The organism is Kitasatospora sp. NPDC056327, from assembly GCF_042261735.1.
GTDB lineage: Bacteria > Actinomycetota > Actinomycetes > Streptomycetales > Streptomycetaceae > Kitasatospora.
In genome coordinates this window covers 1-15,821 of sequence record NZ_JBHJRC010000200.1, presented here as the reverse complement: position 1 = coordinate 15,821, position 15,821 = coordinate 1, and the positions used below count along the sequence as shown (strand labels likewise).

General features: G+C 77.4%; 3 protein-coding genes. All 3 read left to right on the top strand.

Annotation, left to right across the window (positions count from 1 at the left end):
• The first annotated feature begins 62 nt into the window (after positions 1–62).
• Genes ACFCX4_RS25165 through ACFCX4_RS25155 form a run of 3 tightly spaced genes read left to right on the top strand, consistent with a single transcriptional unit; the run spans position 63 to position 15,765 of the window.
• Entirely contained in the window at positions 63–8,366 is an 8,304-nt protein-coding gene (locus ACFCX4_RS25165) for an amino acid adenylation domain-containing protein (RefSeq protein ID WP_376146468.1), read from the top strand.
• A 20-nt stretch (positions 8,367–8,386) separates the two neighbouring features.
• Entirely contained in the window at positions 8,387–15,514 is a 7,128-nt protein-coding gene (locus tag ACFCX4_RS25160) for an amino acid adenylation domain-containing protein (protein WP_376146471.1), read from the top strand.
• A 41-nt stretch (positions 15,515–15,555) separates the two neighbouring features.
• Positions 15,556–15,765 carry an MbtH family protein gene (locus ACFCX4_RS25155; RefSeq protein ID WP_376146465.1) on the top strand — a complete coding sequence of 70 codons (210 nt, stop codon included), beginning with the start codon at positions 15,556–15,558 and terminating at the stop codon, positions 15,763–15,765.
• The last annotated feature ends 56 nt before the right edge of the window (positions 15,766–15,821 follow it).

Genomic DNA, 15,821 nt, shown 5'->3' with positions numbered 1-15,821 from the left:
AGCTGGTCGGTTACGTCACGGGCACGGCGGAGCCGGAGGCGGCCCGGGAGGGTGCGGCGGGTGTGCTGCCGGCGTACATGGTGCCCGCCGTGGTGATGGCGCTGGAGGCGTTCCCGCTGACGGCGAACGGCAAGATCGACCGCCGGGCGCTGCCCGCGCCGGAGCTGTCCGCCGACCGGGAGGGCCGTGCTCCCGAGGGCCAGGTCGAGACGGCGCTGGCCGCCGTCTTCGCCGACGTCCTGGGCACCGGGAGCATCACCGCCGACGACGGCTTCTTCGCCCTCGGTGGCCACTCCCTGCTCGCCGCCCGGGTGGCCGGGCGGATCCGTGCCGCCCTGGGCGTGGAGACCACCGTCCGGGACGTCTTCGAGGCGCCCACGGTGGCCGGCCTGGCCGCCCGCCTCGCCGGGCGCGCCGCCGCCGCGGCCCGCCCCGTCCTCGCCCGCGCCGAGCGCCCCGACCCGCTGCCGCTCTCCAGCAACCAGCGCAGCCTCTGGTTCCTGGACCAGCTGGAGGGCCCGAGCGCGGCCTACAACCTGCCCCTGGCGATCCGGATCCACGGGGAGCTGGACGCCGGGGCCCTGACGGCGGCCGTGGCCGACGTCGTCGCCCGGCACGAGAGCCTGCGCACCGTCTTCCCGGCCGTCGGCGGCGAGCCCCGCCAGCACGTCCTCACCGCCGAGGAGGCCGTCGTTCCCGTCCTGGTGCGGGACGTCCCGGCGGAGCGGCAGGACGCCGAGGCCGTCGCCGCCGCCGGTCACCGCTTCGACCTCGCGGGGGAGGCGCCGCTGCGGGTCACCCTGCTGCGCGCGCCCGGCCGGCAGGTCCTGCTGCTGCTCGCGCACCACATCGCCGGCGACGAGTGGTCCGTCGCGCCGCTGCTGGCGGACCTGCAGCACGCCTACGCGGCCCGGCTGGCCGGCCGTGCCCCGGAGTTCGCCGAACTTCCGCTCCAGTACGCCGACTTCGCGATCCACCAGGCGGCTCTTCCGCAGGACGCGGCGCTGGCGCACTGGCGCACCGCGCTGGCCGGACTGCCGGAGGAGATCCCCCTGCCGACCGACCGCCCCCGCCCGGCGGCGGCCGACACCCGGGGCGGCGAGGTGGCGTTCCGGGTCCCCGTGGCGGTCGCGCACCGCATGGCCGAGGTGGCCCGTGACCACGACGCCAGCGTGTTCATGCTGGTCCACGCCGCGGTGGCGGCGCTGCTGCACCGGCTGGGCGCCGGGGACGACATCCCGCTCGGCACGCCGGTCGCGGGGCGCGGCGGCGAGCGGGCCCTCGACGGGCTGGTCGGCTTCTTCGTCAACACCCTGGTGCTGCGCGCCGACCTGTCCGGCGACCCGACCTTCGCCGAACTCCTCGCCCGGGTCAGGGACACCGACCTGACGGCGCTGGAGCACGCCGAGCCGTCCTTCGACCGGGTCGTCGAGGCCGTCAACCCCGTGCGCTCGGCCACCCGCCACCCGCTGTTCCAGACCATGGTGGCCTACGAGGCCGACCCGCCGGACACCACCGGGCTGTTCGGGCTGGACACCGAGGAGCTCCCGGTCGACCCCGGGGTCGCCAAGTTCGACCTGGACGTCGTGCTGCGCCGGGTGCCGGGCGGCGGGGACCTCGTGGGCGGCATCCGCTACGCGGCGGCGCTGTTCGACCGCGTGAGCATCGAGGCGCTGGCCGGCCGGCTGGTCCGGCTGCTGGACAGGGTGACCGCCGAGCCGTCGCTGCGGATCGGCGCCGTCGACCTGCTCGACGCCGACGAGCTGGCGGACCTCGCCGGCGCCAACGCCACGGACCGGGCGCTCCCGGCCGGCTCGGTGGTCGAGGTGTTCGACGCCCGGGTGGCCCGCACCCCCGGCCGGACCGCCCTGGTGGCCGGGGAGGAACGGCTGACCTTCGCCGAACTGGCCTCCCGCGCCGACCGGCTGGCGCGCCTGCTGGCGGGCCGGGGCGTCGGCCCGGACCGGATCGTCGCGCTGGCCCTGCCGCGGTCCGCCGAGGCGGTGGTGGCGACCCTCGCCGTCCTCAAGGCCGGGGCGGCCTTCCTGCCGCTCGATCTGGACCACCCCGCCGAGCGGCTGGCCTTCCTGCTCGCGGACGCGGCCCCGAGCTGTGTGCTCACCACCCGGGCCGCCGCCGCCCGGCTGCCCGCGCCCCCGTCCACAGCAGGAGCGTCCACGGGCCCCGAGCTGCTGGTGCTCGACGACCCCGCCGTGCTGGCGGCCCTCGCCGCCCCGCCCGCGGACGCCGCACCGCTGCGCGTCCCCACCGACCCGCGCCACGCCGCCTACCTGATCCACACCTCCGGCTCCACCGGCCGTCCCAAGGGCGTCGTGCTGGACCACGGCGGCCTCGCCAACCTCTACCACGACCACGACCGGGAGCTGTACCGCCCGGTGGCGGCCCGCCTCGGCCGCCGGGTGCGCGCCCTGCACACCGCGTCCTTCGCCTTCGACTCCTCCTGGGAGCAGCTGCTCTGGCTGGTCGCCGGCCACGAGCTGCACGTGCTGGACGAGACCGCCCGCCGGGACGCCGAGGCGGTGGTGGCCTACTGCGCGGCGCACGGGGTGGACGCCCTGGACGTCACCCCCTCCTACGCCCAGCAGCTCGTGGAGTGCGGGCTGCTGGAGCCCACCGCCCGCCCCGCGCTGCTGCTGCTCGGCGGCGAGGCCGTGCCGCCCGCGCTCTGGCGCACCCTGGCCGCCCACCCGGAGGTGGAGACCGTCAACTACTACGGCCCGACCGAGGCCACCGTCGACGCCCTGGTCGCCCGGGTGTCCGACGCCCCGGCGCCCGTCGTGGGCCGCCCGCTGGACAACACCCGGGCGCACGTCCTGGACGCGGGGCTGCGACCGGTGCCGCCCGGCGTCCCCGGGGAGCTCTACCTCGCCGGCGCGCACCTCGCCCGCGGCTACCTCAACCGCCCCTCCCTGACGGCGGAGCGGTTCACCGCCGACCCGTACGGCCCGCCCGGCTCCCGGATGTACCGCACCGGAGACCTCGCCCGGCGGCGTCCGGACGGCCTGCTGGAGTACCTCGGCCGCACCGACGGCCAGGTCAAGCTGCGCGGCTACCGGATCGAACTCGGCGAGGTCGAGGCCGCGCTGACGGCCCTAGACGGCGTCGGCGCAGCCGTCGCCGCCGTCCGCGAGGACACCCCCGGCGTGCGCCGCCTGGTCGCCTACGCCACCGGCACGGCCGACCCGGCGCAGCTGCGCCGGGCGCTCGCCGAGCGGCTGCCCGCCTATCTGGTCCCCGCCGCCGTGGTGGTGCTGGACACCCTGCCCACGACGGTCAACGGCAAGCTCGACCGGGACGCCCTGCCCGCACCGGGCCCGTCGTCCGGCGCCACCGGCCGGCCGCCCCGTGACGCCCGCGAGGAACTCCTGTGCGGCGTCTGGGCCGAGCTGCTCGGCCTCGACGCGGTCGGCACCGACCAGGACTTCTTCGAGCTCGGCGGGCACTCGCTGCTCGCCACCCGCCTGGCCGGGCGGATCCGCGCCCTGCTCGGGGTGGACGCCGCTGTGCGGGACGTCTTCGAGGCGCCGACCGTCGCGGGCCTCGCCGCCCGGCTGGCCGACCGCTCCGGCTCCCGGCGCCCGCCGGCGGCCAGGACGGCCGAGCGGCCCGTCCGGCTGCCGCTCTCGGCCGCCCAGCGGACGATGTGGCTGGAGCACCAGGTCCGGGACTCCGGCGCGGCCTACCACATCCCGCTGGCCGTGCGCCTGGCGGGCCGCCCGGACCCGGACGCGCTCCGGGCCGCGCTCGCCGACGTCGTGACCCGGCACGAGATCCTGCGGACCGTCTACGGCGAGCACGACGGCGAGCCCTTCCAGCGGGTGCTGGACGCCGCCGCGGCGGCCGTCCCGTTCACCGTCGCCGACCTCCCGGCCGGCGCCGACCCGGCCGCGGCGGTCCGCGAGGTGGTCGCCCCCGCCTTCGACCTGGCGGCCGAGCCGCCGCTGCGCGCGGCCCTGCTGCGCACCGGCGGGGCGACGGGGGAGGAGCACGTCCTGGTGCTCGCCCTGCACCACATCGCGGGCGACGAGGCCTCCACCGGCCCGCTGCTCGCCGATCTGGCGCACGCCTACGCGGCGAGGCAGGCCGGCGGCGCCCCGGAGTTCGCCGAACTTCCGCTGCAGTACGCGGACTTCGCCCTGCACGAGGCGGCTCTCGCAGCGTCGGACGAGCAGCCGGCCGACGAGGACCGGGACAGCGGCGCCGGGTACTGGCGCACCGCGCTGGCCGGGCTGCCGGAGGAGATCGCCCTGCCCGCCGACCGCCCCCGGCCGCCCGCGCCCGCCCACCGGGGCGCCGTCGAGACGTTCGAGCTGCCCGCGCCGACCGCCGCCGCCCTCGCGGCCCTCGCCCGGGCCCACGGCGCGACCCCGTTCATGGCGGTCCACGCCGCCGTCGCCGCGCTGCTCCACCGGCACGGCGCGGGCGAGGACATCCCGCTCGGCACCCCGGTCTCCGGGCGCTCCGAGCCCTCCCTGGACGGCCTGGTCGGGTACTTCCTGAACACCCTGGTGCTGCGCGCGGACCTCTCCGGCCGGCCGGGCTTCGCCGAACTCCTGGACCGGGTGCGGGCGGTGGACCTCGCCGCCTTCGACCGGGCGGACACACCGTTCCCGCGCGTGGTGGAAGCGGCGGCGCCCGCCCGCTCGGCGGCCCGGCACCCGCTGTTCCAGACCATGGTGACCTTCCACTCGGCCCCGCCCGCCCCGGACCGGCTGTTCGGCCTGCCCGCCGAGGAACTGCTGGTGGACGCCGGCGGCGCCAAGTTCGACCTGGAGTTCGCCTTCGGCGCGGCCCCGGACGGCGGCGGCCGGGTGCTCGGCGGTGTCCGCTACGCCCGCGACCGGTTCGAGCCGGCCACCGCCCGTGCCCTCGCGGACCGGCTGGTCCGCCTGATCGGCGCGGCCGTCACCGACCCCGGGCGCCCGATCGACGAACTCGACCTGCTGACCCCCGCCGAACGCGGGCTCGCCCTGCACGGCGCCGACCCCACGGAGTGCCCGGCCGACGGCCGCACCCTGGCCGACCTGGTCGCCGAGGGCGCCGCCCGGGCGGCGGGCCCCGCCCTGCTGCTGGAGGACGGCGTGCTGGAGCGCCCGGCCTTCGAGGACCGGGTGGACCGGCTCGCCCGGCTGCTGATCGGCCGGGGCGTCGGCCCCGAGGCGGTGGTCGCCGTGGCCCTGCCGCGCTCGGCGGACCTGCTGGTCGCGGTGCACGCGGTGGTCCGGGCGGGCGGCGCCTACCTGCCGCTCGACCTCGACCACCCGGCCGAGCGGATCGCCCACCTGGTGACCGCCGCCCGCCCGGTCCTGGTGCTCACCGACACCGCCGGGGCCGCCCGGCTGCCCGCCGGCACCGGCACCGGCACCGGGGCCGTTCTGCTGGACGCGCCGGGGACCCGCGCCGAACTGGCCGCGCTCCCCGCCGGACCGGTCACCGACGCCGACCGGCTGCGCCCGCTGCGCCCCGCGCACCCGGCCTACGTGATCTTCACCTCGGGCTCCACCGGGCTGCCCAAGGGCGTGCTGGTCAGCCACGGTGCGATCGTCAACCGGCTGCTCTGGATGCAGGACGCCTACCACCTGACGCCGGAGGACCGTGTCCTGCACAAGACCCCGGCCGGGTTCGACGTCTCGGTCTGGGAACTGTTCTGGCCGCCGGCCCAGGGCGTGCCGCTGGTCGTCGCCGGGCCGGACGCCCACCGGGACCCGGCGCACCTGGCGGAACTGATCCGCCGCCACCGGGTCAGCGTGCTGCACTTCGTGCCGTCCATGCTGGCCGCCTTCCTCGCCGAGGAGCGGATCGCCGACTGCCCCGCCCTGCGGCTCGTGGTGTGCAGCGGCGAGGCCCTGCCGGTCGCGCTCGCCGAGCGGTTCACCGCGTCCGCCGCCGGTCGGCCGGTCGTCCTGGAGAACCTCTACGGCCCGACCGAGGCCGCCGTCGACGTCACCTACGAGACGTACCGGCCGGGCCGGCCCGGCGGCGACGGCGTGCCGATCGGCCGTCCGGTCCGGAACACCGCGCTCCGGCTCCTGGACGCGCGGCTGCGGCCGGTGCCGCCCGGCGCGCCCGGGGAGCTGTACCTGGCGGGCGTCCAGCTCGCCCGGGGCTACCTCGGCCGGCCCGGCCTCACCGCCGAACGCTTCACCGCCGACCCGTACGGCCCGCCCGGCTCCCGGATGTACCGCACCGGGGACCTCGCCCGGCACGGCGCGGACGGCCTGCTGGAGTACCTCGGCCGCACCGACGGCCAGGTCAAGCTGCGCGGTCTGCGGATCGAGCTGGGCGAGATCGAGGCGGCGCTCTCGGCCGCCCCCGGGGTCGCCCACGCGGCCGCGGCGGTCCGCGAGGACACCCCCGGCCGGCAGCGGCTGGCCGGCTACCTCGTCCCCGCGCCGGGCGCCCGGCCCGACCCGGCGCAGGTGCGGAGCTTCGCCGCCGGGCGGCTGCCGGAGTACATGCTGCCCGCCGACCTGGTGGTCCTCCCGGCCCTGCCGCTGTCCGTCAACGGCAAGCTCGACCGCGGCGCGCTGCCCGCCCCCGCCCCCGAACCGGCCCCGGCACCGGCCGCCCCCGCGGCGCAGGCCCCGGGCGGCACCCCCGCCACCGTGCTCGCCGCCCTGATGGCCGAGGCGATCGGCCTGCCCGGCGTCCCACCGGACGGCAACTTCTTCACCCTCGGCGGCGACAGCATCGTCTCCATCCGGCTCGTCTCGCTCGCCCGCCGGGCCGGCCTGACGATCACCGCCCGCCAGGTGTTCCAGCACCCCACCCCGGCCGCGCTCGCCGCCGTGGCCGTGCCCGGACCGGACACCGCCGCCCCGGGCCCGCAGGACGACGGGACCGGCGACCTGCCGCTGCCGCCGATCGCCCACTGGCTCGCCGAGCGGGGCGGCCCGGTGGACCGCTGCGCCCAGGCCCGGCTGGTCCGGCTGCCCGCCGGGGCGCGGCGGGCCGACCTGCTCGCCGCACTCCGGGCCGTACTGGCCGCCCATCCCGGGCTGCGCCAGGTGCTCACCGTCGCCGCACCCGGCGTCTGGAGCGCGCACGTCCCGTCCACCGGCACGCCGTCCGCCGTAGCCGCGCCCGCCGACCGGCCCGGAACCCCGGACGACGCGGCCCTGCTGCGCACCGTCGACGCGGCCGGGCTCGACGGCCCCGCCCTGCACGCCCTGGTCGCCGCCGAGTCCGACGCCGCCACCGGCCGGCTGCGCCCCGCGCAGGGCCGCCTGCTCTCCGCCGTCCACCTGGACACCGGGCCGGGCAGCCCCGGCCGGCTCCTGCTCGCCGTCCACCACCTGGCGGTCGACGAGGTCTCCTGGCAGATCCTGCTGGGCGACCTGCGCGCCGCCTGGGAGCAGAGCGCCGCCGGCCGCCCCGTGCTCCTGGAACCGGTGGCCACCTCGCTGCGCACCTGGACCGCCCACCTGGCGGCCGAGGCCCACAGCCCCCGCCGGACCGCCGAACTCGCCCACTGGCTCACGGCCTCCCGCACCGACGGGCGCCCGCTCGGCAGCCTCCCGCCCGACACCGGCCGGGACACCGCCGCCACCGCCCGGGACCTGACCGTCACCCTGGACGCCGCCCGCACCGCGCCGCTGCTCGACGCCGTCCCGGCCGCCGTCCGGGGCACCGTCAACGACGTGCTGCTCACCGCCCTCGCGGTGGCCTGCGCGACCGTCACCGGACACCGGTCGGTCACCGTCGACCTGGAGGCGCACGGCCGCGAACAGGAACTGCTGCCGGGCGCCGACCTCTCCCGCACCGTCGGCTGGCTCACCGCCCTGCACCCCGTCCGGCTGGACCTCGGCGCCGCCGACCCGGCCGCCGCCACGGCGGGGGCCCGCGACGCCGGGGACGCCCTCAAGGCCGTCAAGGAGACCCTGCGCGCCGTTCCGGCGGGCGGCATCGGCGCCGGCCTGCTGCGCCGGCTCAACCCGGCCACCGCCCGGCTCTTCCCGGCCGGCGGCCCGGAGATCCTCTGGAACTACCTCGGACGCTCCACCGCCGCCCCGGACGCCGACTGGGGCCCCGCCCCCGAGGCGGCCGCGCTCGCCGCCGGCCCCGAACCGGACGCACCTCTCTCGCACCCGCTGGAGGTGCTGGTCCGGGTCGTCCCCGGCCCCGACGGCCCCCGGCTGACGGCCCGTTGGATCCGGGCGGCCGAGGCGCTGCCCGCCGCCGCCGTCACCGCCCTCGCCGAGGCCTGGACCACCGCCCTGGACGGCCTCGCCGCCTGGGCCCAGGGCCCGGGCACCGGCGGACACACCCCCTCCGATCTCGACCTGCTCGACCTCGACCAGGCCCAGATCGACCTGCTCGAATCGATGTGGAAGGCCCAGCAGTGACCCAGGACCGTCTCGCGGACATGCTCCCGCTCACCCCGCTCCAGCAGGGCATGCTCTTCCTCTCCGGCTACGACGAGCACGCCGAGGACGTCTACACCGTCCAGGTCACGGTCGCGCTCGACGGGCCGGTGGACCCCGCCCGGCTGGGCGCCGCCGCCGACGCGCTGCTGCGCCGCCACGCCAACCTGCGGGCCGGCTTCTGGCACGAGAACATGCCCCGCCCGGTGCAGTTCGTCCCGGCCGCGCTCGCCCTGCCGGTCCCCGAGGCCGACCTGCGCGGCGCCGACGACGTCCCCGCCGCGCTGGAGGCCCTCGAACGCGCCGCCCTCGCCGAGCGCTTCGAACTCCACCGCCCACCGCTGCTGCGGCTCGTCCTCGCCCGGACCGGCGGGACCGCGTACCGGCTCGTCGTGACCGTCCACCACATCCTGGTGGACGGCTGGTCGATGCCGCTGCTGGTGCGCGACCTGCTCGCCCTCTACGACGCGAACGGCGCGGACGCCGCGCTCCCCGCCGTCCGCCCCTACCGCGACCACCTGGCCTGGCTCGCGGCCCAGGACGCGGACGCCGCCCGCACCGCCTGGCGCGCCGCGCTCGCCGGCGCCGACGGCCCCACCCTGCTCACCGGGGACGCGCCCGGCCGGGCACCGGTGCGCCCCGCCGCCCACCGGGTCGAGCTGGACACCGGCCGCACCGCCGCGCTCACCGCCGCCGCGCGCCGCCTCGGCACCACCCCCGGCACCCTGCTCCAGTGCGCCTGGGGCCTCCTGCTCGGTTCCCTCACCGGCCGCACCGACGCGGTCTTCGGCCTCACCGTCTCCGGCCGCCCCGAGGAACTGCCCGGCGTCGAGTCGATGGTCGGCCTGTTCATCACCACCGTGCCCGTGCGCCTGGACACCCGGCCCGGCGAGACGGTCGCGGACCTGGTCCGCCGCTTCCGGTCCGAGCAGAACGCCCTGCTCGCCCACCACCACCTCGGCCTGCACGAGATCCAGAAGCAGGGCCCCGGCGGCGAACTATTCGACACCCTGCTGGTCGTGGAGAACTACCCGGTCGACCCCGCGGCCCGGCCCGCCCTGGCCGGCGGCGCCGCCGTCACCGGGGTCACCGCCCGCGACGCCGCCCACTACCCGCTCACCGTCGCCGTCGAACTCGGCGAACGCACCGTGCTGCACCTGGAGTACCGGCCGGACGCGCTGACCCCGGACCGGGTCGCCCGGATCGGCGAACGGCTGGCCGGCCTGCTCGACCGGATCGCCGCCGAGCCGGACCTCCCGGTCGGACTGCTGCCCACCACCACGCCCGGCGAACGCCTCGCCCTGCTCGACGCCGCCCGCGGGCCCGCCGCCGCCGTCCCCGCCGGCACCGTCGCCGACCACTTCGCCGCGCAGGCCGCCGCCACCCCCGGCGCGCCCGCCGTGACGGCCGGCGAGGACCGTCTGACCTTCGCCGAACTCGACCGCCGCGCCGAGGAGCTGGCCGACCGGCTGGCCGCCGAGGGGGTCGGGCCGGAGTCCGTGGTCGCCCTCGCGGTGCCCCGCTCCGCCGCCACCGTGACCGCCCTCCTGGGCGTCCTCAAGGCCGGCGCCGCCTACCTGCCGCTCGACCTCGACCACCCGGCCGACCGGCTGGCGTACATGATCGAGGACGCCGCGCCGGTCCGGCTGGTCACCACCACCGCCGCCGAAGCACTGCTGCCGCCCGGCGGCCCGGCCCGCCTCCTGCTCGACGCCCCCGGCCCGCCCGCGCCCCGCCGCACCCCGCCGGCCGTCCACCCGGACCACCCGGCGTACGTCATCCACACCTCCGGCTCCACCGGCCGCCCCAAGGGCGTCGTCACCACCCACCGCGGCCTCGCCAACCTCCTGGCCAACCACCGCGCCGCTCTGCTCGACCCGGCGGCCGCCGCCGCGGGCCGCCCGCTGCGCGCCCTGCACACCGCCTCCTTCAGCTTCGACACCTCCTGGGAACAGCTGTTCTGGCTGATCGCCGGCCACGAACTGCACATCCTCGACGAGACCGAACGGCGCGACGCCGAGTTCGTCACCGACTACGTCCACCGCCACCGCGTCGACGCCCTCGACCTCACCCCCACCTACGCCCAGCAACTGCTGGACTGGGGCCTGCTCGCCGAGGGCCGCCACCGACCCGCCCTGCTGCTGCTCGGCGGCGAGGCCGTCCCGCCCGCCCAGTGGGCCGCCGTGCGCGCCGCCGCCGGCGTCCGCGCCGTCAACCTCTACGGCCCCACCGAGTACACCGTCGACGCTCTCGCCGCCGACCTCGCCGACACCGAACTCCCCTCCGTGGGCGGGCCGATCGGCAACACCACCGCCCACGTGCTGGACGCCGCCCTGCGCCCCGCCCCGGTCGGCGTCCCCGGCGAGCTGCACCTCGCCGGCCCCGGTCTCGCCCGCGGCTACCTCGGCCGGCCCGGCCTCACCGCCGAACGCTTCACCGCCGACCCGTACGGCCCGCCCGGCAGCCGGATGTACCGCACCGGAGACCTCGCCCGGCGGCGCCCCGACGGCGGCCTCGACTACCTGGGCCGCGCCGACGAACAGGTCAAGATCCACGGCCACCGGATCGAGCCCGGCGAGATCGAGGCCGCCCTCACCGCCCTGCCCGGCGTCACCGGCGCCGCCGTCGTGGTCCGCGAGGACGCCCCCGGCATCCGCCGGCTGGTCGCCTACACCACCGGCCCCGCCGAGCCGGAGGAGACCCGCGCCGCCCTCGCCGCCACCCTCCCCGCCCACCTGGTGCCCGCCGCCGCCGTCCGGCTGGAGGCGCTGCCGCTCACCGTCAACGGCAAGCTCGACCGCGCCGCGCTGCCCGCCCCCGCCCTCGGCGGCGCACCCGGCGCCCGCCCGCCGCGCGACGAGCACGAGGCCGCGCTCTGCCGCGCCTTCGAGGAGGTCCTCGGCCTCGGCACCTGCGGCGCCGACGAGGACTTCTTCGTCCTCGGCGGCGACAGCATCGCCTCCATCCGGCTGGTCACCCGCGCCCGCAAGGACTCCCTCGTCCTCACCCCGCGCGAGGTCTTCGAACACCGCACGCCCGAACGCCTCGCCGCCGCCTGTGCCGGCCGCCGGGCCCGGGAGAGCGCGCCGCTGCCCGACCCGCTGCCGCTCACCGACGCCCAGCGGGCCCTCGCCGCCGACCTCTGCCCCGGTCTGGAGGAGGCCCTGCCGCTCTCCCCGCTCCAGGAGGGCCTGTACTTCCACGCCGTCTACGACGACCGCGCCCTCGACGTCTACCTGATGCAGAACTTCACCGAACTGCTGCACGCCGTCGACACCGCCGCGCTGCGCCGCGCCTTCGACGCCCTGCTGCGCCGCCACCCCCAGCTGCGGGCCGGCTTCCGGCACCAGGGCTTCGACGGCCCGGTCCAGCTCGTCCCCGGGCAGTGGGAACTGCCCTGGCAGGAGATCGACCTCTCGCACCTCGACCGCGCCGCACAGGACGCCGCGCTCCAGGAGTTCTCGCTCGCCGACAGCGCCACCCGGTTCGACCTCGCCGCCCCGCCGCTGCTGCGCGTCGCGTTGATCCGCTTCGCCCCGGAGCGCTGGATGCTCTGCGTGACGCAGCACCACATCCTCACCGACGGCTGGTCCGAGTCGCTCTTCTTCGAGGAGCTCTTCACCCTCTACCGCCACGGCGGCGACCCCGCCGCGCTGCCGCCCGTCACCCCGTACCGCGAGTTCCTGCGCCTGGTCGCCGGTACCGACACCGGGGCCGCCGCCGCGGCCTGGCGCGACCACCTGGCCGGCCTCGACCAGGGCACCCTGGTCGCCCCCGCCGATCCGACCCGCGAACCGGTGACCGCCCGGGTCTGCCCGGTCGTCCTCGACGAGACCGACAGCGACCGGCTGCGCGCCTTCGCCCGCGCCTGCGGAGTCACCCTCAACACCGTGCTCAGCACCGCCTGGGCACTCACCCTGGCCGGACTCACCGGCCGTGACGACGTGGTGTTCGGGGCGACCGTCTCCGGCCGCCCGCCGGAGATCCCGGACGTCGACCGGATGATCGGGATGTTCATGAACACCCTGCCCTTCCGGATCACCGTCCGTCCCCGGGAACCGCTGCGCGACCTCCTGGTGCGGGTCCAGCGGGAGCACGCCGCCCTGCTCCCGCACCACCACCTCGGCCTCGGCCGGATCCAGCATGCCGGCGGCATCGGACAGCTCTTCGACACCCTCTACGTCTTCCGCAACACCCCGCTCGACGACTCGGCCCGCGCCGAGGCCACCGCCCGCCACAACATCGGCTGGACGCACAGCGTCGACGGCACCCACTACCCGCTCACCCTGGCCGTCACCCCCGAACGCGCCCTCGAACTCGACGTCGCGTACCGCCCCGACCTGCGCACCGCCGAGGAGGCCCGGCAGGTCGCCGACCGGCTCGCCGCCCTGGTCCGCGCCCTGCCCGGCCACGCCGCCACCCCCGTCGGCCGGCTCGACACGCTCGGCGACGACGAGCGGCTCCGGCTGCTCTCCCTCGGCGACGACACCGGCCATCCGGTGCCGGACACCACGGTCATCGAACTGTTCGCCGCGCAGGCCGCCCGCACCCCGGACGCCACCGCGCTCGTCTTCGGCGGGGAACGCCTCGGCTACGCCGAACTCGACGGCCGCGCCAACCGGCTGGCCCGCCTCCTGATCGCCCGCGGCGTCGGTGCCGAGCAGTTCGTCGCCCTCGCCCTGCCGCGCACCGCCGACTTCGTGGTCGCCCTGCTCGCCGTCCTCAAGACCGGCGCCGGCTACCTGCCGCTCGACCTCGACCACCCGGCCGACCGGCTCGGCGCGATGATCGACGACGTCCGGCCCGCCCTGGTGCTCACCGCCGGGGAGAGCGCCGGCCGGCTGCCCGCGGGCCCCGGCCCCGACCGGCTGGCGCTGGACGCCCCCGACACCCGCGCCCTGCTCGCCGAACGGCCCGGCCACGCCCTCGACCCGGCCGAACCGCTGCGGCCCCGCCACCCCGACCACCCGGCGTACGTCATCCACACCTCCGGCTCCACCGGCCGCCCCAAGGGCGTCGTGGTGCCCCAGCGGGGCCTGACCAACATGCTGGTCAACCACCGCGAGCGGATCTTCGCCCCGGCCGTCTCCGCCGCCGGGGGGCGGCGGATGCGGGTCGCGCACACCGTCTCCTTCGCCTTCGACATGTCCTGGGAGGAGTTCTTCTGGCTGGTCGACGGCCACGAGGTGCACGTCATCGGCGAGCAGCTGCGGATGGACCCGGCCGCGCTCACGGAGCACTACGACCGTGAGCGGATCGACGTCGTCAACGTCACCCCCTCCTACGGCCAGCAGCTCGTCGAGGCGGGCCTGCTGGACGAGGGCCGGCACCGCCCCGCACTCGTCCTGCTCGGCGGCGAGGCGGTGCCGGAGTCCCTCTGGCGGCTCCTGGAGCGCACCCCCGGCACCACCGGCTACAACCTCTACGGACCGACCGAGTACACCATCAACGCCCTCGGCGCCGCCGTCGGCTCCAGCCCCACCGCCACCGTCGGACGCCCGATCATGAACACCCGCGCCTACGTGCTGGACACCGCGCTGCGGCCGGTGCCCCCCGGCGTGCCCGGCGAGCTGTACCTGGCCGGCACCGGACTGGCCCGCGGCTACCACGACCGCTTCGCGCAGACCGCCGAACGCTTCGTCGCCGACCCCTTCGGCGCCCCCGGCACCCGGATGTACCGCACCGGCGACCAGGTCCGGCTGCGCCCCGACGGCGTCGTCGACTACCTCGGCCGGGTCGACCAGCAGGTCAAGATCCGCGGCTACCGGATCGAACCGGGGGAGATCGAGTCGGCGCTCCTCGACCTCGACGGGGTCGCGGCGGCGGCGGTCGTCGTGCGCCGCACCCCGGCCGGCGGCGACCGGCTGGTGGCCTACACCGTCGGCGGGGACCCGGAGGGCCTGCGCGCCGCCCTCGCCGCCGTCCTGCCCGAGTACATGGTGCCCACCGCCTTCGTCGCCCTGGACTCCCTGCCGCTCACCGTCAACGGCAAGGTCGACCGGGCCGCGCTGCCCGCCCCCGACCTCGCACCGGCCTCCTCGCGCCCCGCCGCCGACGCCCGGGAGGCCCTGCTGTGCCGCCTGTTCGCGGAGGTCCTCGGCGTCCCGCGGGTCGGCGTGGACGACAACTTCTTCGACCTCGGCGGGCACTCGCTGCTGGCCATGCGGCTGGCCGGCCGGATCCGCGAGGAGCTGAACGTCCCCGTCCAGGTCGCCACCCTGATGGCCGCGCCCACGGTGGCGGCCGCCGCCGCCCGGATCGGCACCGACTCCCGCCGCGAGGCGCTGCGCACCGTCCTGCCGCTGCGGACCGGCGGGCGCCTGGCACCGCTGTTCTGCGTCCACCCGGCCTCCGGCTTCGCCTGGCAGTACGCGGGCCTGCTGCGCCACCTGGACCGCGAGCGGCCGGTGTACGGGATCCAGTCGCCCGGTCTGCGCGGCGAACTGCCCGATGTCGCCGACGTGCGGGAACTGGCCGCCCGCTACCTCGCCGAGCTGCGCGAGGTGCAGCCGAGCGGCCCCTACCACCTGCTCGGCTACTCCTTCGGCGGCACCGTCGCGCACGCCATGGCCGCGCTGCTCCAGGAGGGCGGCGAGGAGGTCGCCTTCCTGGGGCTGCTGGACGCCTACCCGCCGGAGAGCGAGGACTGGGCGTTCGCCGACGACCCGCGCTTCCGGGACCGGCTCCACGAGGAGGAGAGCGCGTTCCTGCTGGGCGTCGCCGGCGGCGGGACGGACCCGGACGCCCCCGCCGCTCCCGCCGCCCCCGCCGACCTCGCCGGGGCACCGGTGAGCCGCGAGCAGGCGGTCACCGCGATCCGGGCCAGCCAGGGCGTGCTCGCGGGCTTCGACGAGGAACTGCTGAACGCCGTGGTGGACACCAACCTGCACTGCGTGCGGCTGCTCGCCCGCAGCCGGACCGCGCCGGTCCGCTGCGACGTCCTCTTCTTCACCGCGGCCCGGAGCACCGGTGCCGACGAGGCGCCGTCGAAGGTCTGGCCGCCCTACCTGGAGGGGCGGCTCACCGAGCACGTCCTCGACCTGACCCACGACCGGCTGATGACCCCGGAGGCCCTGGAGACCGTCGGCCCCGTCGTCGACCGGGCCCTCCACCCCGACCGCCGGTCCTGACCGGACCGCGCACCACCCCTCACGAAAGGAACCGAACTCCCATGAGCACCAACCCGTTCGAGGCCGAGGACCAGAACTACCACGTGCTGGTCAACGACGAGAACCAGCACTCGCTCTGGCCCGCCTGGCTGGACGTCCCCGCCGGCTGGACCGTCCGGCACGCCGACGCCCCCCGCGCCGAGTGCCTGGACCTCATCGAGAAGGAGTGGACCGACCTGCGGCCGGCCAGTCTGATCGCCGCCGACGCCTGACCCGTCCCCCGACCCCGCGCGGTCCGGGCCCTCCCCGAGGGTGAGACCCTCACCGT

What these genes read in the sequence shown, in the direction of transcription:
- ACFCX4_RS25155 (WP_376146465.1), top strand. Translation starts at nt 15,556, where the DNA reads ATGAGCACCAACCCGTTCGAGGCCGAGGACCAGAACTACCACGTGCTG.
- ACFCX4_RS25160 (WP_376146471.1), top strand. Translation starts at nt 8,387, where the DNA reads ATGCTCCCGCTCACCCCGCTCCAGCAGGGCATGCTCTTCCTCTCCGGC.